Source organism: Vibrio hangzhouensis (genome assembly GCF_900107935.1).
GTDB lineage: Bacteria > Pseudomonadota > Gammaproteobacteria > Enterobacterales > Vibrionaceae > Vibrio > Vibrio hangzhouensis.
In genome coordinates, this window is sequence record NZ_FNVG01000012.1 from 12,492 (window position 1) to 34,025 (window position 21,534).

21 protein-coding genes and 1 pseudogene are annotated in these 21,534 nt (G+C 46.8%); 11 read left to right on the forward strand and 11 right to left on the reverse strand.

Features of this window, described 5'->3' with window-relative positions; all coding sequences use genetic code 11:
* Positions 1 to 216 precede the first annotated feature (216 nt).
* The 8 genes from C4S60_RS12955 to C4S60_RS12990 all read left to right on the forward strand — a co-directional run bounded on the left by C4S60_RS12955 (position 217) and on the right by C4S60_RS12990 (position 7,133).
* Positions 217 to 882: a helix-turn-helix transcriptional regulator gene (locus tag C4S60_RS12955; protein ID WP_208623269.1), complete on the forward strand. Its 666-nt coding sequence runs from the start codon at positions 217 to 219 to the stop codon at positions 880 to 882.
* Positions 883 to 909: 27 nt separating this feature from the next.
* Complete coding sequence (locus C4S60_RS12960) at positions 910 to 1,293, forward strand: RidA family protein (protein ID WP_103880777.1); 384 nt, start codon at positions 910 to 912, stop codon at positions 1,291 to 1,293.
* A 25-nt stretch (positions 1,294 to 1,318) separates the two neighbouring features.
* Positions 1,319 to 2,731 (forward strand): cation:dicarboxylate symporter family transporter, encoded by a 1,413-nt coding sequence (locus tag C4S60_RS12965; protein ID WP_103880778.1) that lies wholly within the window; start codon positions 1,319 to 1,321, stop codon positions 2,729 to 2,731.
* A gap of 68 nt (positions 2,732 to 2,799) precedes the next feature.
* Positions 2,800 to 4,122 (forward strand): CoA-disulfide reductase, encoded by a 1,323-nt coding sequence (locus C4S60_RS12970; RefSeq protein WP_103880779.1) that lies wholly within the window; start codon positions 2,800 to 2,802, stop codon positions 4,120 to 4,122.
* Between the two features lie 238 nt (positions 4,123 to 4,360).
* Positions 4,361 to 4,963 carry a 2OG-Fe(II) oxygenase gene (locus C4S60_RS12975; protein ID WP_103880780.1) on the forward strand — a complete coding sequence of 201 codons (603 nt, stop codon included), beginning with the start codon at positions 4,361 to 4,363 and terminating at the stop codon, positions 4,961 to 4,963.
* Between the two features lie 212 nt (positions 4,964 to 5,175).
* Complete coding sequence (locus tag C4S60_RS12980; RefSeq protein WP_103880781.1) at positions 5,176 to 5,880, forward strand: Crp/Fnr family transcriptional regulator; 705 nt, start codon at positions 5,176 to 5,178, stop codon at positions 5,878 to 5,880.
* A 105-nt stretch (positions 5,881 to 5,985) separates the two neighbouring features.
* Positions 5,986 to 6,369, forward strand: coding sequence for a hypothetical protein (locus C4S60_RS12985; RefSeq protein WP_103880782.1), 384 nt, complete (start codon positions 5,986 to 5,988; stop codon positions 6,367 to 6,369).
* Positions 6,366 to 7,133 (forward strand): hypothetical protein, encoded by a 768-nt coding sequence (locus C4S60_RS12990; RefSeq protein WP_103880783.1) that lies wholly within the window; start codon positions 6,366 to 6,368, stop codon positions 7,131 to 7,133. The genes C4S60_RS12985 and C4S60_RS12990 overlap by 4 nt, the downstream gene beginning before the upstream one ends.
* Before the next feature lie 24 nt (positions 7,134 to 7,157).
* On the opposite strand, the gene C4S60_RS23890 is transcribed toward C4S60_RS12990, so the two are convergent.
* From C4S60_RS23890 to C4S60_RS13010, 5 genes and pseudogenes are all read right to left on the reverse strand, one after another.
* Positions 7,158 to 7,292 carry a hypothetical protein gene (locus C4S60_RS23890; protein WP_279626950.1) on the reverse strand — a complete coding sequence of 45 codons (135 nt, stop codon included), beginning with the start codon at positions 7,290 to 7,292 and terminating at the stop codon, positions 7,158 to 7,160.
* Positions 7,285 to 8,139 carry a quinol dehydrogenase ferredoxin subunit NapH gene (gene napH / locus C4S60_RS12995; RefSeq protein WP_103880784.1) on the reverse strand — a complete coding sequence of 285 codons (855 nt, stop codon included), beginning with the start codon at positions 8,137 to 8,139 and terminating at the stop codon, positions 7,285 to 7,287. The genes C4S60_RS23890 and napH overlap by 8 nt, the downstream gene beginning before the upstream one ends.
* Positions 8,139 to 8,915: a ferredoxin-type protein NapG gene (gene napG / locus C4S60_RS13000; protein WP_103880785.1), complete on the reverse strand. Its 777-nt coding sequence runs from the start codon at positions 8,913 to 8,915 to the stop codon at positions 8,139 to 8,141. Before napG ends, napH begins: the two co-directional genes overlap by 1 nt.
* Before the next feature lie 441 nt (positions 8,916 to 9,356).
* Positions 9,357 to 9,741: pseudogene (locus C4S60_RS13005) on the reverse strand (bactofilin family protein); the annotation flags it as partial.
* Complete coding sequence (locus C4S60_RS13010; protein ID WP_103880787.1) at positions 9,645 to 10,598, reverse strand: M23 family metallopeptidase; 954 nt, start codon at positions 10,596 to 10,598, stop codon at positions 9,645 to 9,647. The pseudogene C4S60_RS13005 and the gene C4S60_RS13010, both read right to left, overlap by 97 nt.
* A gap of 432 nt (positions 10,599 to 11,030) precedes the next feature.
* On the opposite strand from C4S60_RS13010, the gene C4S60_RS13015 reads away from it, so the two are divergent.
* Genes C4S60_RS13015 through C4S60_RS13025 form a run of 3 tightly spaced genes read left to right on the forward strand, consistent with a single transcriptional unit; the run spans position 11,031 to position 14,002 of the window.
* Complete coding sequence (locus C4S60_RS13015) at positions 11,031 to 11,978, forward strand: HlyD family secretion protein (protein ID WP_425275131.1); 948 nt, start codon at positions 11,031 to 11,033, stop codon at positions 11,976 to 11,978.
* Positions 11,979 to 12,905, forward strand: coding sequence for an ABC transporter ATP-binding protein (locus tag C4S60_RS13020; RefSeq protein WP_103880789.1), 927 nt, complete (start codon positions 11,979 to 11,981; stop codon positions 12,903 to 12,905).
* The gene (locus tag C4S60_RS13025) at positions 12,902 to 14,002 is read left to right on the forward strand and encodes an ABC transporter permease (protein WP_167390983.1); all 1,101 of its coding nucleotides are present in this window, start codon (positions 12,902 to 12,904) and stop codon (positions 14,000 to 14,002) included. Before C4S60_RS13020 ends, C4S60_RS13025 begins: the two co-directional genes overlap by 4 nt.
* A gap of 80 nt (positions 14,003 to 14,082) precedes the next feature.
* Here the strand turns inward: C4S60_RS13025 and C4S60_RS13030 are convergent, their stop codons facing one another.
* From C4S60_RS13030 to C4S60_RS13055, 6 genes are all read right to left on the reverse strand, one after another.
* Positions 14,083 to 14,796 carry an oligogalacturonate-specific porin KdgM family protein gene (locus C4S60_RS13030; protein ID WP_103880790.1) on the reverse strand — a complete coding sequence of 238 codons (714 nt, stop codon included), beginning with the start codon at positions 14,794 to 14,796 and terminating at the stop codon, positions 14,083 to 14,085.
* Positions 14,797 to 15,119: 323 nt separating this feature from the next.
* A complete protein-coding gene (locus C4S60_RS13035; protein ID WP_103880791.1) occupies positions 15,120 to 16,277 on the reverse strand; it encodes a tetratricopeptide repeat protein in 1,158 nt (385 codons plus the stop codon).
* A gap of 105 nt (positions 16,278 to 16,382) precedes the next feature.
* Positions 16,383 to 17,198 carry a MalM family protein gene (locus tag C4S60_RS13040; protein WP_103880792.1) on the reverse strand — a complete coding sequence of 272 codons (816 nt, stop codon included), beginning with the start codon at positions 17,196 to 17,198 and terminating at the stop codon, positions 16,383 to 16,385.
* A gap of 68 nt (positions 17,199 to 17,266) precedes the next feature.
* The gene (gene lamB, locus C4S60_RS13045) at positions 17,267 to 18,568 is read right to left on the reverse strand and encodes a maltoporin LamB (RefSeq protein ID WP_103880793.1); all 1,302 of its coding nucleotides are present in this window, start codon (positions 18,566 to 18,568) and stop codon (positions 17,267 to 17,269) included.
* Positions 18,569 to 19,033: 465 nt separating this feature from the next.
* Positions 19,034 to 19,894 (reverse strand): MalM family protein, encoded by an 861-nt coding sequence (locus tag C4S60_RS13050; protein WP_103880794.1) that lies wholly within the window; start codon positions 19,892 to 19,894, stop codon positions 19,034 to 19,036.
* A gap of 87 nt (positions 19,895 to 19,981) precedes the next feature.
* Positions 19,982 to 21,310 (reverse strand): maltoporin, encoded by a 1,329-nt coding sequence (locus tag C4S60_RS13055; protein ID WP_103880795.1) that lies wholly within the window; start codon positions 21,308 to 21,310, stop codon positions 19,982 to 19,984.
* Between the last annotated feature and the right edge of the window lie 224 nt (positions 21,311 to 21,534).

The window sequence follows — 21,534 nt, forward strand, 5'->3', positions numbered from 1 at the left end:
AAAAAAGTAAACTTTGATGCAGTTTAAATTTTTCAATTATCACTTTAGAAATGTCGTGACAACGCTCAAAAACCGCGCATAAAACTTGTTATTACACTGTTAAACAAAGCATTAAAAATGCCAAACGCGAGTTTACAGAAGTTTACTACTCTATTGCCCAACTAATCCAAAAGGAGTAGATTGACAGCATAAAGTTGAAAAATGTAAACCGTAATTATGAATGTAAAACAAGTCCGATTTACCGATGAAGACAGAGAATTTCTCAGTAACTACTTTCGTGTCGCTGATACCATCGCCGATCTTATTGGTCCCCACTGCGAAGTGGTTATTCACTCTTTCGAAAGCTTAGAGAGCTCCGTGGTCAAGATCGTCAACGGCCATCACACCGGGCGTAAAATTGGCTCTCCAATCACGGATTTAGGATTGAGAATGTGGCGTGCTTTCGAGCAAACCGGAGAAGTCTCGCCAAAAAGCTATTTCACCAATGCCAGCGATGGTTCTCTACTGAAATCTACAACCTGTGTACTTGCAGGCCCTAATAACAAGCCCATCGGAATGTTGTGCATCAACATGAATCTATCATTCCCATTTCCTGAAATTATTAAAACTCTGATGCCGCAATGCTCGACATCCCAAACACTGGTGAACGAAAACTTCAGCAACAATGCCAGCGACGTCATCACTCAGGCGCTCAATTCTGCCATTTCCGAGGTCGACCAAAATACCGCTGTCACCGCGAAGGGACGTAATAAAGCCATTATTCGCTGCCTGTTTGACAACGGAATTTTCGAGCTCAAAGAGACAACAACCCAAGTATCCGAGCAGCTCGGCATCAGTCGCCAGGCTGTTTACAAATTCATCCGAGAATTCAAATCTGAATAATAAAAAACAAGATATTAGGAGTTAACCGTGAAACAAATTATTGCCACAGAAAGAGCCCCAGCAGCTATCGGTCCTTATTCTCAAGGTACGATCTACGGTGAAGTGGTTTATACCTCTGGCCAGCTACCTCTGGTTCCAGAAACGATGCAATTCATAGAAGGTGGAATCAAAGAACAAGCTCGTCAGTCTTTAGAAAACCTAAAGGCGGTGCTTGAAGCAAGTGGCGCAGGCCTGGATACCGTCATTAAGACAACTTGCTTCTTGTCTGACATGGAAAACTTCGCCGCTTTCAACGAAATCTACACCGAGGTCTTCGGCACTGAAAATGCGCCGGCCCGCTCCTGCGTTGAAGCCGCTCGTTTACCAAAAGACGCTCTGGTTGAAATTGAAGCCATTGCTCATAAAAAATAACCATGGGGAACAATAGGAGTATCTCATGAGTCTTACATTTATAGCGTTATGTATACTGTTTTTGGGATTTTACGCAATCCTGGCTAACTTTAAAAAACAGAAAAAGAGCTTTAACTTCCGTGTACTTAGCGCTTTAGTCGCAGGTCTTTTATTTGGTGGTGCGATCCAACTCGTTCTTGGCTTTGGTAACGAAGCCACCACGGGCTTTGCCGAATTCATTTCCATCTTCGGTAAAGGTTACATCAAACTACTGCAAATGATCGTTATTCCGCTGGTCTTCGTTGCGATGATCTCTTCGATCATGAATGTTGATGGCAGTGGCGCTCTATCTAAAATTGCACCGAAAATTATCGGTATCCTCATTTTCACGGTGGCAATTTCAGCAGCAGTCGGTATCGCAAGCATCTACATTTTCAATATTGATGCCAACGCACTGGTAAGCACTATCGGCACGAACAGTGCGATTGAAGCGCGTGGTGACAGACTGATAGCAACTCAGGATGCGATGGCAAGCAGCGGGCTTTCTGGTCTGGTTCTGTCGATCATCCCAGCCAACATCTTCGACATGCTAACGGGCTCTCAAAGAACATCCACACTATCTACAGTACTGTTTGGTATGTTCCTTGGCTACAGCATTCTACAAGTTAAGAAGCGCAAACCGGAGAAAGTTCAGAGCTTTGTTGATTTCATCAACGCGGCGAAAGAAGTTGTCCTGTCCATGGTTCGTGAAATCCTCAAGCTGACGCCTTATGGTGTGTTCGCTCTGATGACCACGTTTATGATGACCAATGATCTGTTCGCTCTGGCTGAAATGGGCCGCTTCCTAGTTGCGAGCTACGTAGCGATTGCCGTGATGTTTGTTATTCACTTCATGATGGTATCTATGTTTGGTCTGTCTCCTGCGAAATTCGCTAAGAAATCCTGGCCAGTTCTGGTATTCGGCTTTGGCTCTCGTTCAAGTATGGCAGCCATCCCTCTGAACGTTGAAACGCAAACACAACGTCTGGGTGTCGATGAAGAAACGGCGAATATGTCTGCGACCTTTGGTACCAGTATTGGTCAGAATGGTTGCGCCGGTATTTACCCAGCCATGCTTGCTATCATGGCGGCACAGGTCATGGGATTACCTGTCGATCTTAGCTTTATCCTACAGCTTATAGCTGTTATCGCCATTGCTTCTTTCGGCATCGCTGGTGTCGGTGGTGGTGCAACATTTGCCGCAGTTGCCGTGCTGACTATCATGGGACTGGACATTACCGTGGTTGCAATTCTGGTCTCTATCGAAGCGCTGATTGACATGGCCCGTACCGCACTGAATATCTCCGGCTCAATGCTCTCAGGTGTAGTCACCGCGAAGAAAAATGGCACATTAGACCTAGAGCAGTACAACGCAGAAGGTGCTACTGCACCAACAAAAGAAAGCGAAGCTGTAATCTAACCCCCCAAAAGTCAGTCTTTAAGGAGCACTCTCTAGGGGTGCTCCCTCTTTTTAATTTAGGTAAACGTATGAAAGTTGTAGTCGTTGGCGGCAATGCCGCAGGAATGAGTTTCGCAGCAAAATATAAACGAAATCAACCTAATGACGAGGTCATTGTCATTGAAAAACGTCAGTACATCTCATTTGGTGGCTGTGGTCTTCCCTACTTTGCTGGCGGTTTCTTTGATGATACTGAGCGAATGATTTCAAGAACGCCGGAACAAGCCATTGCGTCAGGGTTGGATGTCCGTCTGGACTCGGAAGTGGTCGGGCTAAATCGACTGGACAAGCAGATTACGGTTGTCCACCAGGGAACGGAAAGTCACCTTGCGTATGACAAATTGATTATTTGCTCAGGCGCCCGTCCTGTTGTCCCTCCCTTTGGCGAATACACCCGTGACCACGTCTATACCCTGACCAGTCAGGAGGATGGTCTGGCAGTCAAAGAGGCGTTCAAAGACAACAGTAAACAGCGCATCTGTATCATTGGCGCAGGGTTTATCGGTCTTGAAGTCTTTGACGCTGCCCACGCTCTGGGTAAAGACGTCACCATTGTTGAACGTGAAAAAACCGTTATGAGTCGCCAATTTAGTCCTGAAATGATTGAGGTGGTCGAAACGGAATTGCGTAAGTCGGGTGCAAATCTGCTCACCAGCTGTAGTGTCAACAAGATTGTCGATGCTGACGACGGAAGTTATGTGGTTGAGACAGACACAGGAAATATTGAAGCGGATATTGTTATTCTCTCTCTTGGCTTTAAACCCAATACCGAAGCCTTTGAGCTGGCGAAAGCAGACAATGGCGCCCTGTTGGTTGACGAGTTTGGTGCGACGGAAGATCCACACATATTCTCCGTAGGCGACTGTGCCGTTGTTCATCACCTGGCTCTGGGCAAGTCCATATACGTACCACTTGCCACTACGGCCAATAAGCAGGCTCGTATGATGGCAGATAATCTGGCAGGCAAAGACACACACCTGAGCGGCTTCCTGGGCTCATCGTGTCTCAAAGTGCTAGATTATGAGCTCGCTTGTACCGGTGTCTCTGAACTTATGGCACAAGATCATGGGCTAGAAGTGAAAACGTCCACCATTAAAGATAAGAACCAAACCGACTACTACCCGGGTCAGGAAGACATCAGCATTAAACTGGTGTACGAGCCAAATACCAACGTACTGCTTGGTGGCGAAATCGTCGGTAAAAAAGGCGCGGTAGCACGCATTAATGCACTCGCTGTCGCAATCACGGCTAAAATGACCACCCAACAGCTCGGTTATCTGGACTTCTGTTACGCGCCACCGTTCGCAAGAACCTGGGACGCCCTCAACGTGGCAGGGAATGTCGCCAAATAACACTACCTGTATAGCGAGAGGCAACTCTCGCTTTTTTCTTGAACCCACTCCAGAAATGTCATCTCACTGCCAGTCAACGGCACTACCTCAATATACAAAATCGAGCTCTGATCTAACCCAACCCTCAGGCTCATACGGCTCAGGGCTGGTTATCGTCACGATAAATAATCTGAATTGAAGCCCATCCGGTAATTACCTATAAAGCGCCTTCCAGCTTTCCCTACTCAAGGCGCCACACATGCACGCACTCATCGAGAACCTTAACACTCACGGCTATTACATTTGGGATGATTTCCTCTCTCCAGAGCAAGTCAATGCATTAAAAGAGTGTTTGCCAGAAACCTGGAAAAAAGCCCGCATCGGTCGTAACGACGAAATCATGCGCGAGAGTGCCATTCGCAGCGACAAAATTTGCTGGCTATCAAACGATCTTGGTGAACCGGTACAACAGTATTTCAGCAAAATGGAAGTGATCCGTCAGGCCGCCAACCAGAACTTTTTTCTGGGACTGTTTGAGTACGAAGCACACTTTGCAAAATACGAAAAAGGCGACTTCTATCAAAAGCACCTGGATTGTTTCAGAGGTAATGAAAATCGCAGGCTGACGACCGTTTTCTACATGAATGATGAATGGTCCGAAGAAGATGGTGGCGATCTGGTGGTTTACGATTTGGCGGACAATGAGCTAACTCGCATTAAACCAAAAGCGGGACGACTATTTGTGTTCTTTTCAGAGCAATTCCCGCATGAAGTGCTGCCCACTCATCGTGAGCGCTTCAGTATTGCCGGGTGGTTCCGTACCAACGGCGTTAAAGGCAATGTGTTAGACATTGCTCGCTAACCCGTTTTCAGTCCTGCCCTTAATGCTCAGCTAACCGTTGCACTGAGGGCGACCTTCCCACTTCACACTTTTTTTGATTATTTCCTCTCAAGTGTCCGCTAGCGGATACTTCTTCAACGGTGCCTCCCGTTATACTCATCGCCAACGACAGCACAAAATACAGCGTACGCGGTAGCCTCTATAATTAAAAAAAACGTGCATGTGAGGTCATAATGAATCAAACCGTGAGTGCCAACCAATTAAGGTGGACAACAAATCTGTCTGCTGAACTGTCTGATGAATTGATTTCGGTCGCTAAGCGTATAACAACTGAGAAACTCTGTCTTGACAGTACAAACCTCATTAACCGAGGCATTAATTTTGTAGAAAGGGGCACTCTGGCGATATGTATCCAGACACCGAACCTGAAAACCGCCAACTGTCTGCTTGTAGGTCAAGACGGTTGGTTCGGGAACTATATTGAGCCAAGTGCGTCACTATTGCCGTTCATTTTTGTGGAAATTGAGCCTTGCACCATCATTCATTTCAATAATGAACGACTGCGTTCAATTTGTTCTCGAAACAATGAAATCTACAAATGGTTTTATTCGCTGACCTTTGAATCGAGAGAAAAGTGGCTACAAAGCCAGCTAATTAATAGCGCAAACATTACTGAACGAGTGGTTTATCAGCTAATAGAAATTTTGGCTCACATTAAAGATAAACACTTTCCGATTGAGATATCGGTCTCTCAACAACAACTCAGTGACATGACTGGTATCGCGCGACAAAGAGTCAATGAGGTTTTGAAAGATCTCGAAAGAAATCATTTAGTTAAATTGTATCGAGGAAAAATAAATATTGAGTCTCCTCATTTGCTTGGCAATTATTTGAATAACATTGACCTGAGTATCAGGGATCCTCGTCAATTCATTTAATAACTTCGTCCAGCCACTGGAAGTCGTCATTCACTACCAGTGAAAATATTAATCTTAAACATAATCGGGCTCTGCCTGAGAAATGAGCACAACTGTAGGTCTAACATGCCGTTTATATATGCCGTAAAAATTAATACCGATAGCCAAGATGATGTGAATAAGAAGTTTCGCACCAATAACCTAGAGGGTGAAGTGATCGTTGATCATTTGGGCAATGTTTACATCTGCCCTCAATTGAGTACCAAGAAGTGGAAGTTCTATCCAAAATCCAGTCAATTGATTGTTCGTCAGGATGAACGTTGGAATTCGGTGATCGAAAAAACGCTGCTATTTATGGAAGCTCATTACTCCGTGGTGGTCGAAAACCGCACCCCCACTTGGATAAACATCAGCCAGCCTTTTCGCTGCCCCAAAATGGCGCTGTATGTAAAAAGTTACGATTTAAGCCGCGGTTCTTTTTATTCCGATTTGCTGAGAGACGTGTTATGAGTATTCTACGCTTATTGTCTTCATCGACCTTACTTATTACCATCAGCGCGCTAGTCGGTTGCGGAGGACACAGCTCACAAACATCGCCGGTAACGCCCACCACGTATGCCAGTATGACAATTCGCGCCTTCGATTTTGTTTACGACAAAAGTGATTTGGCTACCACTGACATCGTCGCGCGCGAGCAGTCAGGCCGAACACACGACCTGCTCAAGGACCATGCGTTATATCGCTCGAGTTCCCGAAGCAAAGCTACATTCGCCAATCTGGACGATGGTACAGCACCTGTAACCGTAGCCTTGATAGCCCGCAATTCACAGTACGAGTTGGATCAAATACAAATTGAGGCGGAGGAGGGAGCTTATTATTGGATATTTGCTTTCGGAGATTCAATGTCAGAATCCTATTCACTGTATGCTCAACGCAGGCCCGAAATCCAGCGAGTCGACGGTCTGGTACCCTTATTTATCGTCAATACGAACGATAGTCATGGCGGTCAAGCAACCAGCATCAATCTCGATCAACAGGGTTCCCTTGTCGAGTTAACTCCGCTCTCATTATCAGAGCAAATAAACCTGCCCATGAATCTGGATGATTTGGCTATCGAAGTCAAACATAACAATGAAGTTTCAGTGATGTGCGACAACCTATTAACGCGCAATCGACATATTTACGAAGAACAGCCCGTTGAGTGGAAAGATGGTGCATGGCTAGTTGTGGTGGCGCCCGAAGGTCAATGTCATCTGGTACTGATCTACGACTAGATACTCTAAGGACGATAAGAAATGCTAAGCCTGCTTTTGACGACCTGTATCGCCGTAGCTGACATTCATAAACAGTGTATCGCGCGCATGACAAATCACTTTAATCATACCGAAGTGAGCGTTGCCGAATAGGCAACGCTCAGCCATTATTCTAATCATCCTTTACTCGTGCTAAAGATGTGCTAAATTCCAATACCTTCTCAGGGCAGACATCTATACAACGTCCGCAACTGATACAGTCCTGACTCATCACCCTACGATCCCCTTCTTTGAGGGGTTGCCTGAGCACTTCTGGTTCCGGGCATACATGATAACAGTCCATGCATTTGGTGCAGGCCTCACGTTGGGTTGCTTTTATACGGATGAGACTTTTACGGCCAATCACGCCGTAAGTTGCCCCCAACGGACACAAATGTCCACACCAGCCATGCTCAACCAGAACAAGATCCAGCAAAAAGACCAGTAGGATCAAAATCCACCCGGCTCCCATACCAAACACCAAACCCCGGTGCAGTGACGCAACGGGATCGACCCATGCCCACAGCAAAGAGCCCGAAACCGCACTTCCTAGAAGAATCACTGGGATCAACCAATAGCGAATTTTAGGTGACCATTTAAAGCTGGCTTTTAGGTTGAGCTTACGTCTCAACCAACCAGCAGCATCAGTCACGACATTGAGGGGGCAGACCCAGGCACAGAAAGCACGAGGCGCAAGCAGTGCATAAAACACAATGACAATTGCTACCCCGATAAGAGCATTGACTTCCGGCCAGTGGCCCGTGGCGAGCGTCTGCAGCACCAATAAGGGATCACTTAAGGGAATGGTATTAAACAGCATACTTGACGACAAGTTGCCAGTGAGGATTCCCCACGTTGGCCCCATCATAAACAGCCCCATAATGGCAAATTGACACGCCCGACGGAGGATGAGAAAGCGATGCGCCCTCCACCAGCCCAACTCACGAATTGCGTCATTTCCGGCATTCTTTGCAAGATTTTTAGCCATCAGTTTTTACCCCCATCATTGATGCGAATATGCTCACTTGGCGCAATTTCCGGCGTTTCGGGGAAGGTACCATCCCGAAGCTCAACTTGCTCTTCCCAACCCAATCGATAATGATCGCCCATATAACCTTTAGCGAGTTCAATCGGAACAACTTTAATCACCGGAACTTCGGTCACGCAGGCTTGCTCACACTTGCCACAGCCGGTACAGGCATCAGAATGCACTGTAGGAATGAGTTTGGCATGATAGCCAGTCCGCTGGTTACGGATTGACTCCAGGGTAATGGCCTTATCAATGAGTGGGCAGACGCGATAACATACGTCACATCGTAACCCTTGCCAGTTGAGACATTCTTCATGATCAATAAGGACCGCGAGCCCCATGCGTGAATCGTCAATATTAGTGAGCGAATGATCGAGCGCGCCACTCGGGCAGGCTACCACGCATGGAATGTCTTCACACATTTCGCAAGGAATGTCCCGAGCAGTAAAGTATGGGGTACCGGAGGCCACCGGAGAAAGCAAAGTAGCCAGCTTTAACGTATCGTATGGACATGCCTGAACGCACAGGCCGCACCGCAGGCAGGCCTGGTCAAACTTATTCCCTTCCAACGCACCTGGAGGACGAATAGGAACACCGCCACTGGTCTTGGCTTGTCCCTGTTTGGATTGTAAACCCAATACCGTAGCAGCGGCACCAACACCAACAGCGGTTCTGGCAGCATCGCGCAGAAAGCGACGGCGACTTTCCGAAGAAATCTTACTTTTATTCGACATACTCACATCCTTTCACCCGCAGTCAAAGGCTCTCCTAAGTATACACCCAAGTGAACGTTAAGATGCGGAGCTCAGAGTAACTGCTTAAGCAGATACCTAGATTGTACGCCTTAAATTAGCACCCCCTACTATACAAAAGGGGTATACTCAATGCCGCTTGATTCATATCAATTCTGAATGTGAATGTGCGTCACATCTCTTGAAGTTTCGCGAAAAGAGAACGGCAATGTGTAGGAAAACATACCGATGGTAAAAAAATAGGCACAGCAAGAACACTGTGCCTGAATGTTTAGGCAGTTTTTTTGACTTCGGTCTTAGGGGTGGGCTTTATTGCTGGTTTAGCGGGCGCTGCTGCTGGTGCTTTTGCTGCAGTGGATGCGCTCACTGGTGCTGATACTTTCGCTGGGGCTGATGCGCTCACTGTGGTTGACGCTTTTGCTGGCTCAGTGGTTTTTAGATTGACCACCTCCTTTTCTTGTAGTTCTGCAGTCTCACCGAAGAACTTCCCGCCTGGCTCAATGCTGAGATTATTACTCCAGATTTTGCCTTTGACACGTCCATTGGACAGGATCTGGATATGCTCAGCATGGCAGTCTCCTTCCAACATCCCATTGACAATAAGTTGCTTGGCGAAAACCTCACCTTTTACTCTGCCAGATTCAGCCACCACCAGTGACCCTTCAACATGCACCTGACCATCAACGGTACCGTCAACCTGGATATCGTTCTCTAATTTGAGTTTTCCGCTAATAGTACAGCCTTTGGCGATGAGAGTTGCAGCTGTTGAGCGACTCGTTGTTCCACTGTTTTTACTAAAGATTCCCATCGTATTCCTCGTTCCTTTTTAAAGATGTCTTCAAATTCGTTAACGCCCCACTCTACGAAAGGTTTCGGGTCGAGTGCCCGCCCCACAAATCGTACTTCGTAGTGTAGGTGTGGCCCTGAAGATAGACCGGTATTGCCAGAAATTGCGATCAATTCCCCTTTACGAACGAATTGACCGCTCTTCACTTTAAAGCCCTTAAGGTGTGAGTAAGAGCTTGAAAAACCGAAAGAATGCTGTAATCGAAGAAAATTGCCCGAACCTTTGCTGCTGCGACGGGTCACTTCGACAACGCCGTCCGCTGGGGCATATATTTTTGTGCCGGTATTCACGGCAAAATCAAGACCGCGATGCATTTTAATTTTCTTGGTCACAGGGTGAGTACGCTTACCAAACTTAGACGACATACGATGTTTACCCACCGGTGAGCCGCTCGGTATCTGCGTCAACATAATCATGCGAATGTTAGAATGAATCGCTGCCGCATCCAGGCGCTCCTCCAGCTCAAATTCAGAACCATCTTCAGCCACGCCTAAGACTTTTTCCAAATCGGACAGTCGCTCGGATACCAGTGCAATACGTTCCTCACGCTGGGTCAGGTCGCTCTCAAGACTTTGCTTCAGATCTTGAAGATTCGCCAGTTCATCTCCCAAAGTCTGTGACTCATTTGCGAGCTCAGCTTGCTTAAGCTGTGCGTAATCAACCACTTTATACAAATGCTGGATGAGCAGCACGCCACTAATCACGACAATGGCACTTATCCACGCGAGGCTTTTTAAGCTGCGGCGCATGGATTTGCTTAGTTGCCAATGTTTGGAACCATTAATGGTTGATATTGAGATCGTTAACTGGTCTTTCATCTACAGGTACTGTCTTTTCTTATCCGTAAGTGAGGGCAGCATTTTCCTTCAAGTGACATACTCTTGACTGCCTTATTACACTGAGCTTAGGGTTAATTTACGTAATAGCGATGACAGGTACTAGTCAGAAAAAACAAGGAAATGTCAGGACGTGATGTTGTGTCAAACAATTGAGAAAAGTAATATGCTAAGTTTAACAATTCACTAAAAAGATCCGGTGTATCTACCACTAACCCCGACTTCCCCCCCTTCTCACCCAGCCCTAGAGAACAGCCGTCCCGGATCTCGATAAGGTCATGCCTCCTTATTGAAATTCTTGTCAGATATAAAGCCACATTGAGTTCATAAGTTTATGAATATTAGCTAGAAAATAACCAATGCCCTTCTAAAATTAGGATATACGGTTGTTAGGAGAGCTTTTCAATGAAGCCTATGTTTCTGTTAATACTGCCACTCGTTGTGACGCTGTCCGCCTGTCAGAATGACGATAATGGTAAAGCATTGGGGACTCTTGAGCGGGACCGCATCACCTTTTCCGCGACCGCCAATGAAATCATTCGGGATCTGCCTGTCCGTGAAGGCAGTGTCGTTAAAACCGGTGATGTATTAGTACGTTTAGATACCAAGCGTCAGCAGGCGATACTGGCTCATGCCATCGCTGAAGAGGCAAAAGCAAGTGCCTACTTACTTCGCTTAACTAATGGTGAACGCCCAGAGGACATCGCGGCGGCTCAAGCTAAAGTCGATATGGCTCAGGCCCGGCTTATCGAAGCCGAAAAAAACTACGCGCGAGCTGCGGAACTGGTGCGTAAAAAACTAGCCAGTCAGTCCCAAGAAGATCAGACACTGGCGAACCGTGATGCCGCCAAGGCCGAGCTGAGCTCCGCAACAGAGGAGTTTTCGAAACTTACCGCAGGCTCCCGGCCAGAAGACATCACGCAGGCTGAAGCTCTTCTTGCAGCAGCAAAAGCCGATGTCGCGTTACAGACACAGCAATTGGATGAGCTGACGATTGTCGCAACACGCGACGGGGTATTAGATAACCTTCCCTACAATCTTGGAGAACGCGTTGCTGTGGGTTCTTTTGTTGCCGTCGTTCTGGCAGACCGAATCCCTTATGCCCGAGTTTATGTACCCTCGTCTGCCAGAGTCCACTTTGTTCCAGGACTTGAAGTCCCGGTATACGTAGATGGCTTGGAACAACCCTTAACCGGCACAGTGCGTTGGGTGGCCTCTAATCCCTCTTTTACTCCCTATTATGCCCTCACTGAAGACGAACGCTCACGGCTGATGTATCTGGCTGAAATCGACCTGCCCGAATCTGCTCAATACTTGCCGACCGGGGTTCCAGCACAAGTAGGTTTGGAAGGACTGAAATAAATGACTGAGATTGCTGTATCTGCGAAAAACATCGTTAAGAAATTCGGGGACTTTACTGCTATCAATGGTGTCAACCTTACGGTACCTAAAGGCAGCATTTACGGGTTCCTCGGGCCCAATGGGTGCGGAAAATCGACCACGATTCGGGTGCTAACGGGATTGCTAAAACCCACCTCGGGCAACGTCAATGTACTGGGATTAGCTATCCCTAAACAGGCAGAAGCACTTCGATTGAGAATTGGGTATATGACACAGAAATTCTCCCTGTATGACGACCTTTCTGTCGTGGAGAACCTGCAATTTATTGCTCAGATATTTGGGATGCCCCGTCATGTTTATCAACAACGAATCGATCAGCAGTTGAGTATTTACGGGCTGACCAGATTAAAACAGCAGCGCGTCGGGGGCATGAGTGGAGGCCAAAAACAGCGACTGTCGCTCGCTACTGCCACCATGCACCAACCCGAGTTACTGTTTCTTGATGAGCCAACCTCAGCCGTTGATCCTGAGAATCGTCGAGAATTCTGGGAGCAATTGTTTGATCTCAGTGATCAAGGGACGACGATACTGGTCACTTCCCACTATATGGATGAAGCTGAACGTTGTCACCGCCTTGCGATCATGGAAGCGGGGAAATTGCGCGCAGACGATGAACCCGAAGTGCTCATGAACAATTTGGGCGTTAACATCATTGAAGTGAAAGCCCCCAACCTTCGTAACTTAAAAGAGCGCTTACTAGCCTGTCATGAAGTTCGTTCTGCAGCTCAGCTAGGTATTCGCCTAAGGGTATTGATCTATCAGGAAGTAACGGATCCCATTCATTGGTTGCAATATCGCTTTCCCGAGCTCGTAACGGCTGAACTTACTCCTGCCAGACCTAGTCTGGAGGATGTCTTTGTCTCGGTAACAGGGGTAGGACGACAGTGAAAATTTTCACGCGCATGAGCGCCATCATGGTTAAAGAGATCAGACAGCTTTCCAGAGATCGTATCACATTCGGTATGGTGGTGATGATCCCACTGATTCAACTCTTGTTGTTCGGCTTTGCCATGAACACCGATGTCCGTAATATCCCTATCGCGGTAGTTGACCAGAGTGAATCCGCTCCGGGCAGAATCATCGTTGAAGCGGTGAAAGTGACACAAGTAGTACAGGTCAAAGCCTACTATCCTACTGTCGAAGAAGCAGAGACTGCGATTCAGGAAGGCGTTGTCAGAGCCGCACTGATTCTGCCGGATAACCTGACTCAGCGGATTACTCATCAGGGCATTTTGGGTCAATGGCTAGTAGACGGTTCAGATACGATGATAAGCTCGGCGTTATTGGCACTGCAATCAATGCCCATTAAAGAGTTCGCTATCGCTGGCTATCATCCCAACCAAAGCAAGACCTTTGAAGCGACGTTGCTCTACAACCCCAGTCGCCGCTCTGCGGTCAATATTGTCCCTGGCCTGTTGGGGGTCATTCTCACCATGACCATGATCCTGTTCACCAGCGCCGCCATAGTTCGTGAGCGGGAACGAGGCAATCTGGAGCTGCTAATCACTACTCCCATTCATTCTATAGAGCTGATGATCGGCAAAATCGTCCCCTACATTTTTATCGGTCTGATTCAGATCTTCATCATTCTCGGGCTGGGATGGGCGATTTTCAGCGTACCTATCAACGGTCAGATCAGTCAGATATTGTTAGGCAGCATGCTTTTTATCGCTGCCAGTCTCACTTTAGGGTTAATGATTTCCACTGTGGCACAGACTCAATTGCAGGCAATGCAAATGACCGTATTTATCTTGCTCCCCTCCATTCTACTCTCGGGATTTATGTTTCCGTTTGAAGCCATGCCAGTTGCAGCACAATGGATCTCCGAAGCGTTACCCGCGACACACTTTATGCGTATGATCAGAGGGATTATATTACGGGGCGCAAATTTGGCCGATTTGTGGCGTGACGCGCTGTGGTTGGCAGGCTTTACTATCATCGGTATTGTTGTGGCAGCGATGAGGTTCAAGAAGAATCTGGATTAACCCAGATACAAAAAAGCAGCACCAACGTGCTGCTTTTCTTCAACTTACTTACCGCTGAGAGATAAGTGGTTGAGTAACGATTAGAAGTTAAACGTTACACCCGCACGGATGCGGCTTTCAGATTTAATAGCACTTGTATTTGGATCGCGGAATGTTTTGTCCAGGATCTGGTAATCCACATATGGTGCCCAAGAGTCGAAGCCAGTGTACTTAACTTGGAACGTGTGTTCCCATTTGCTATCAGCTTGCTCACCAGTCACACCGTTCGTGTATGCACCACCGTCTTTTTGGTTGATGTACGCAGGGTTATACTCTAGGTTGAAATCCGCAACATTGTAGCCAACCCATGCGTCAACTTGGTTAGTGTCGTTAACTTTTGCACCATTTTTACCGTTAGTTGCAGCTTGATAACGGTAACGAGCAGCCGTATAGAAGTTGCCCGTCGCGTAAGTCGCTTTTAGGTATGGGCGGTATTCAGAGTGGTTTGTACCATTCCAATAGACAAAACCTGGAGTCAACGTAAAGTTGTCGTTCAGAGCGTAGTTGTAGTTTAGCTCTGTTTCGAACGCTGCAACGCTGTGGTCGTTGTTGCTTAGTAGCTTGTCACCATGGCCTTGAGTACCCTCAAGGTGGATCTGCCAGTCTTCAGCAAAATCAAAACCAGCGCGTACACGAGTTTCATATTGTTTTGCTTCTGTCTTGTAAGCACCACGAACGTCAACGTAGTTTGCGCTTGCAGGAAGTGCAACAGCTGCAACTAGTGCTGCAGCAAGGGTCATTTTAAAAGTTTTCATGAATAAAGCTCCGTATAGAACAGGAATGCCAAAATGGCACGGATTTTTATGTGTTCGCGACAAGGCCACTGCCAAGCATCCTTGATCACGACACCGAAACTTCGCTCAGAATATTTTTTTACCGCTCATAAATGTCATGACAATGTAAAACCGACACCTAAAGTGATGACAATCACATCAAATTTGAATTAATGAATTAAAAATGAACAAAAAGCACCCATATTGATAACATTTCAAGCACAATTTAATCAGCAATGAACTTTAAGTATCATTAATGAAACAGATGTTGTCATGTCAAATCATAACCAGAGATACACTCTCTGTTACTGATTCGAATAAGAGGATTGATATTGGGTGAACGTATGACGGTTGTCCTCTATCGACTCGTTCTGCTCAGAAGAGACTGGCTGTTGCGAGCTTACCGTCTCGTTATTGTCCACTTTGACATCGGATTTCTCCGATTGAGATTCCTCAATCGCAAATAGAGGCAATTGACGTTTATAGAGTTTATTCAATGCTTTAATAAGCGAGTGTTTTACCATAGGACCAAACTGAAGCTTCTTCAGAATTGGCTTCGCCAGCGACTGAAGGCCAACGACAGAATCGACACCCAGAGTTGAACCTACAGTGTCACGGGCAGACTTGGCAGGTTCGTACCCCATGTACGCCGACATAAACAGCCAGATATAGGCAATCGCGGCTCCGTTAGGTTGGATATCCCGCCAGGCTTCTCCAGCATAATACATCGCCTCAACATTACCTTTCTCACCGGCTCGTTCAAGCCAGTAACAGGCGCGTTCGGTATTTTGCTCGATACCCACGCCATTAAGGTAGTTGAGACCAAGTTTGGTCATGCCCTCTTCACTTTGCTTTTCGGCAGCCCTTTCAAACCATAGTGTCGATTGCGTAGGCTTTGGCGTTGGGTTATCCGACGATATGCTCCAGTCACCCATAAACAATATGGCCTCTAGGTTGCCCTCTTCTGCCACTTCCTGAACGTTTGAAACCCCTTTGGGAATATTGCGCTCTACGCCTCTACCAAAGATCAGTGCCTTGGCGGCTTCGAACTTAGCGTGAGAGTCTCCTTCAGCACCTGCAATGCACATCCGCCAATAATTGGCCTGCTCTCTCAATACCAGATCTTCACGCTTTTTATCACTAAGACGAACAATGCCGTACATCGCGGTAATGTTATCGAGGTGGGCGCCTTTGTGATACCAGTAAAGGGCTTCTTTGAAATTATTGCGCTCCGCCTCTTTTGCCAGATACAAGATGGTCGGAATGTGGCCTGTTTCAGCTTTATACGCTCTGTCTTGTTTCTCTTGCTGACGTGCTTTTTCCATCGCACGACGATAGGCAGCCTCTCGCTCAAGGCGCTCTTGTTCCATCCGCTTTGTTCTCAGGGATAACGAGAACATCCAGACGAACGCCAAAATAAGCGAAAGACCAGTTGCACCAATAGCAATAGAAAGTGTCGACATCGTTTTACAAGCTTTTTCAGTAACGGTTACTCTCTATAGTAACGGCAGGTTGACGGATTAATTAAATCTGATTGACGATCCGTCACACGGTTTTACAACTTTTTGCTAGTTGTTACTCGAATTATCGTTGATTGCCTGATTAAACACTTCTCTGGCGTTTGAAATGCCTAGTGACTCTGCCTCTTCCAGCATGCTCACGGCCTTTTGCAGTTCGTTGTCTTTGACTGCATCTCGAATAGCTTGTCGGTAAAATGCCGCACTCTGCTCGGTCACTGAATGGGGTCTTTTATCTGCGGACCCAATATCAAGCTGATGACGAGCAGTGTCAATTTCGATAACAATCTCACCCTGTAGCGCAAATGGAATATCAATGTCCTTTACCTCAGGAAGATGGTTTCCTCTTGCTTCTGCATCTAACCTTGCCGGATGAATCACTGACACACTGTTTCCTATCATCTCTGGCTTAGTGTACACAACCAGCGTCAGTTCACTGTCCATAGCCAGGGGCATGAACACAAAATTGAGGGTAAGTCGATTTCCCAAATGGAAACGAGGTTTCTGGTATGTAAACTGGTCAAATTGATAGCCATCAACCACCGTCCCGTCTTCTCGGATGATCGCAACATACGGTGCAAAGGCGGTTTTTCCAATAACGCTGGTCACTGTAATGTCGAGAGCACCCGCAGAGTTGGGCAATGCCACCGCCGTCACCGGACTGGTCACGCCATCAATATCAAACTGCTGAGTATTACGGTTAATGGCAAACTTGTGCTCACTGGGCACTTTAACCGCGAATGCGTTCAGACCCATCTGATTGCGTTCAACTAACTTGCTGTGAACCGCATCTTGTTCAATGACCTCGGTACTCTGGCAGCCAGCGAGCAGAACACAACTGCCTAAAAATATGGATGATACTTTCATGCTAATCTCCTGTTCACTTGATCATAAATGCAGGTCGGGACAATACCCGACCTGATTCTGTGTGGTTATTAGAACCACGCCTCTACTTGCACACCCAGAAGGAATTCTTTTTTCTTCGATTTGTCAGACAACTGAGCGCTGTCAGAGCGGTCATCCAGATAGGTGCCGTACACTCGAATTTCTGGACGAGCGAAGAATCCTTCTCCCATTGAGAAGGCTTGCGCCACAGTAAACTTGCTGCCTTTCTTATTGCCAGCATTGCTGTAGTTTTCCTGATAAGCACCCGCCTCAAAGATGGTACGAACGGTAGTTGTCCATTGATACATTGGACGAATCACTGCGGAGATTAAATCGTGATCCGTTTTTGCTCTGTTTGTCGCCGAGATCGCAGCATCTGTTGAACGCGCAGCAAGTAATTGGTGACCCATTTCCCACTTATCGCCCAGACTGATCACACCCCAGTTCAGAAGACGGACACCCTGCGCACCGTTGTTAGCGTCATCTTTACGGTCAAAGTTGCCACCATTGCCCAAGTCGGCCATTTGCGCACCGTATGAGCTATTACCGTATTGAACCACTGTCTGGTTAAAGCCATTGGACATGTTTTGGTGAAGAATCGCAGTCGCCAGCACACCATCGTCGGCTTTTACGTTTTTATCACCCGATGCCGTACCCGTGGCAAAGTTGTAGACACCCGCAATTTCCAGTGTCGCATCTTCCCAAAGGCCGATATTCGCCAGGCGAACATCTGCTACGTAAGCTTTAACTTCGTCTTCTTTGTATTTGTCTTGTTCCTTCCAACCATCAGGAGAACTAGGGTTTTGTCCTGGAACTCGAACCCACTCCTTGCCATCCAGCGTCTTTTGCTTTGAACTGCTGTGATCGATCAGCGCCAGTGACAGTTTTTGATTACCGACAGAGATATTCTCAATACCGCCACCTGTACCCGAGGTATTCAGGAAGTAGAAATCGGTAATGTGAACGTCTTTACGTTGGTAGTAGCGTTTACCCGCCCAGACAGTAGCTTGGCGATCAAAACTAAACAATCCAGTCGCCTGAACGTTGTACTGCGCCACATTGAAGTCACCGTCTTGCCAGCCGTTAGTGCCGCTATTACCCGAAGCAATCATCGACTCTACGCGCCATGTCTGCTCGCCGGTCTGCAGATCTTTACCAAAACCAAACTCTGAGTAGTTGTCATTTTCGTTACCCAGACGACCGACTTTCTGCTTTTCGTAGCTCGCGTCACCAGTTCCATTTGAACTCAATGCAGTGCCTGCACGAAAATAACCGAAATAATCAACAGCAAAAGAAGGGGTAGCAACCAATGCGCCTGCAATCGCAGCAGCGATAAGAGAATACTTTTTCATTATTAACTCCGTTTTTTATTATTGTTTTCTCTATCGATATTCTGAAAAGGCAGTGGATAGAATGATTCGATGAGAAAAATCGAAGTGAGAGAATAATGAAGAAATCTCAGTTTTATAGACGCTCCTATTGCCTGATTCGTGAGTAACGCACCCGCTATTATCGGGTTACTAGTTAGTTGTTACTAAGCAAAATGGAACTTCTCGAAAATGCGGCAACAAAAAATATGATTCATGAGGACTTTCGACGACAAGATGACCTAAATATCGTGATTTGAATCACAAAGTCCTACTGACAATTCCCCACTTTATAGACGGTCAATCTTTTGACGAAAATCACATTTTGTGTTTATCGAAATGTAAACAGAAAAGAGGCAACACCACCCAAAAGAAATAAAAAACCCCGAGCCATTCACTCATAAATTAATGAGAAATATGCTCAGGGTTAATAAAAGTCGTACTGTGAATTTATTTCTTACTATTAATTGCCTTAACAAAGGCTTCTTGAGCGCCTTCTATTTTTAAGGTCTTAGCTTCTTCAAGCAAAGCCAGCGCTTTGGGAATATCGCCCGCATCCACGGCTTTTTCTATCGCGTTGAGATAGAACGTCGAACTTTCCGGTTGTGGTGCGACCATTACAGCTTGATTCAAGTCCGGATCCACTGCAGCGACTGGTGTGGACGGCGCTTTGTTGTTCTCTGGTAACAAAGAGAATGAATTTGGTGTGGATAGCTTAACGTTCACACTGCCGATATCACTATGTCTGACCACCGGATCGGCAATGGCTGGTGGATCGTTGCGTTTGGCAATCGCCATCGCTTTCGCTGGGTGAATGATTGTGGTTGTCTTCGCTATGTCTTCTGGCGTAGTAAAGATGACGGCATTTACACGAGTGGTCGTCAGCGGCAGAGTGATCGACACCTCACCGGACAACACCTCGCCTTTGATAAAGTCGTTACGGTCATAGCCAAATGCAGTCGACTTGAAGACTTTCAGCAATCGATAATCCTGATCGTACAGCGCCAGACTGGGAGCAAACACCGACAGATTCTTCATCGGTGCTGTAAGTGCGATATTTATCGTTTGTTCAACGGGTTCAAACGAAAACCCTGCAACCGGACTGTTGATATCAGCCGAAGCCAGTCGCTGTGAATGTTCATCAAAGTTAAATGTAAAGGCAGAAGGGACGGATACGTCATTCCACTGTACCGAACTCGTCGCAGAAATGTTGGCGAGTTCTACTGAGCTCACTTGGTTTGATACATCAATGGCACTGGAACAACCCAGCAGAGCCATTAAGCCAAGAGAAGAAAACAATATCCGTTTCATATATATCACCTTGAAGAAAAAAATAGCCAGCGATGAACTGCTGGCTATCGTTTTTATTTGGACAGCAGATAACTGTTAGCGGTTAGATTACCACCAAGCTTCAACCTGCGCGCCCACCATCATGTCGTTCTTTTCGACAGCCAGGTCACCGTTGTACATGCTTGCAAAGACACGGATTGCCGGACGAGCCCAGAAGTTAGAACCCGCTTGCCATTGTTGAGCAATCGTTACTTTGTTCAGATCTTGCTTCTCCGCGCCCCAGTCAGAACCGAAGTCCTGTTGGAAGTAACCCAGTTCCAATACTGTGCTCATAGTCTCTGACCACTTGTAGCCCGGACGAACAACAACGCTCATTGCTGTTGCATCTTCGCCGTCAGTACCTTTGTCAAGTTGCGCGTATACGAACGAGTAACCTAGGTTCCATTTTTCCGCTTCTAGCACACCCCAGTCGATGAAACGGTAAGATTTACGACCTTCTTGGCCCGTTTCCATGTTGTATGAGTCACCTAGGTGGTTACCTACGAAACCAGACCATGCGTAGCCCTCAGTAGAAACCTGGATTGCTGCTTTGTTGAAGCCCATGCCGTGACCTTGAGTATGCTCTGCTGTGAAAGAGATACCCGCTTTGTCCAGACCATAGTCACCAAAGTTGCCATCAGGGTTGTTTTCCTGGTCTTTTTGCGCATCAGTGTGTGAAGGCATTGCACCAAGAAGAATGAACTCCATGCTGCCTCCTTCGTTTGTTTGAATATCCGTCAAACGAAGGTCAACTGTGTTTGCCGTTGAGAATACTTGAGTACCTTCAACTGGATTACCATCTGCATCAGCAACTGGCGCTTTCCATTTGTGCTGAACTGCAGCAACGTGGAATTTACCAAAACCAAGATCCACGTTTTCCAGACCAACACCATTACCTGAGTTGTTAATGTAATACATGTCCAGAATGTGGATGTCTTTACGACCGTAGTAGCGGTTACCTGCCCAAAGTTTCAGGCCGTTAGACATGGTGTAGTCTGCCCACGCTTCACGGAAAGAGGCACGTTGGCCGTTCCATGGATTCTCTGGGTCAGTTCCGATGCTTTGGAATGAGTTACCACGGTAATCCAATCCACCATCTTCGTATGTGCCGAATGCCAGAAGTGTGTGAAGGTTGAAAGCACCACCATCTTGGCTTTCCCATGCGTTGTTCACATTAAGAGCCAGCTCACCGTAAACATCACACTCATCACCCAGACGACCTACTGCGTGACCAAACGTTGTTGGGCCACCGTTACCGTAACAATATTGAGAACCACCATCTACATTCGCACCAAAGCCTGCACGAAAATAACCGTGATAATCAACATCAGCCGCTGATACTGAACCAGCGCCTAGCACACCTACCACTGCAGCAGCAATTACACTTACTTTTTTCATTAGAAAACTCCGTTTAACTTATCGTTATATTCAATTTCTTATTTCTAAAACGCTTCAGAGGCAGTACCGAAGTGTTCCAGTCTTGAAATATCGGTTTAGGGTCCCGAGTTGATTGAACGATGTCAGGTTAACGGAGTCGAAGGAGTGATACGTCCTCCACCTTTTGTTAACTTAAGGGGGATGAGAGAGGAGTAGAAAAATAACCGTACGGCGTTTTTATAGAC

What these genes read in the sequence shown, in the direction of transcription:
- C4S60_RS12955 (WP_208623269.1), top strand. Translation starts at nt 217, where the DNA reads ATGAATGTAAAACAAGTCCGATTTACCGATGAAGACAGAGAATTTCTC.
- C4S60_RS12965 (WP_103880778.1), top strand. Translation starts at nt 1,319, where the DNA reads ATGAGTCTTACATTTATAGCGTTATGTATACTGTTTTTGGGATTTTAC.
- C4S60_RS12970 (WP_103880779.1), top strand. Translation starts at nt 2,800, where the DNA reads ATGAAAGTTGTAGTCGTTGGCGGCAATGCCGCAGGAATGAGTTTCGCA.
- C4S60_RS12975 (WP_103880780.1), top strand. Translation starts at nt 4,361, where the DNA reads ATGCACGCACTCATCGAGAACCTTAACACTCACGGCTATTACATTTGG.
- C4S60_RS12980 (WP_103880781.1), top strand. Translation starts at nt 5,176, where the DNA reads ATGAATCAAACCGTGAGTGCCAACCAATTAAGGTGGACAACAAATCTG.
- C4S60_RS12985 (WP_103880782.1), top strand. Translation starts at nt 5,986, where the DNA reads ATGCCGTTTATATATGCCGTAAAAATTAATACCGATAGCCAAGATGAT.
- C4S60_RS12990 (WP_103880783.1), top strand. Translation starts at nt 6,366, where the DNA reads ATGAGTATTCTACGCTTATTGTCTTCATCGACCTTACTTATTACCATC.
- C4S60_RS23890 (WP_279626950.1), bottom strand. Translation starts at nt 7,292, where the DNA reads ATGATTAGAATAATGGCTGAGCGTTGCCTATTCGGCAACGCTCACTTC.
- napH (WP_103880784.1), bottom strand. Translation starts at nt 8,139, where the DNA reads ATGGCTAAAAATCTTGCAAAGAATGCCGGAAATGACGCAATTCGTGAG.
- napG (WP_103880785.1), bottom strand. Translation starts at nt 8,915, where the DNA reads ATGTCGAATAAAAGTAAGATTTCTTCGGAAAGTCGCCGTCGCTTTCTG.
- C4S60_RS13010 (WP_103880787.1), bottom strand. Translation starts at nt 10,598, where the DNA reads ATGAAAGACCAGTTAACGATCTCAATATCAACCATTAATGGTTCCAAA.
- C4S60_RS13015 (WP_425275131.1), top strand. Translation starts at nt 11,031, where the DNA reads ATGTTTCTGTTAATACTGCCACTCGTTGTGACGCTGTCCGCCTGTCAG.
- C4S60_RS13020 (WP_103880789.1), top strand. Translation starts at nt 11,979, where the DNA reads ATGACTGAGATTGCTGTATCTGCGAAAAACATCGTTAAGAAATTCGGG.
- C4S60_RS13030 (WP_103880790.1), bottom strand. Translation starts at nt 14,796, where the DNA reads ATGAAAACTTTTAAAATGACCCTTGCTGCAGCACTAGTTGCAGCTGTT.
- C4S60_RS13035 (WP_103880791.1), bottom strand. Translation starts at nt 16,277, where the DNA reads ATGTCGACACTTTCTATTGCTATTGGTGCAACTGGTCTTTCGCTTATT.
- C4S60_RS13040 (WP_103880792.1), bottom strand. Translation starts at nt 17,198, where the DNA reads ATGAAAGTATCATCCATATTTTTAGGCAGTTGTGTTCTGCTCGCTGGC.
- lamB (WP_103880793.1), bottom strand. Translation starts at nt 18,568, where the DNA reads ATGAAAAAGTATTCTCTTATCGCTGCTGCGATTGCAGGCGCATTGGTT.
- C4S60_RS13050 (WP_103880794.1), bottom strand. Translation starts at nt 19,894, where the DNA reads ATGAAACGGATATTGTTTTCTTCTCTTGGCTTAATGGCTCTGCTGGGT.
- C4S60_RS13055 (WP_103880795.1), bottom strand. Translation starts at nt 21,310, where the DNA reads ATGAAAAAAGTAAGTGTAATTGCTGCTGCAGTGGTAGGTGTGCTAGGC.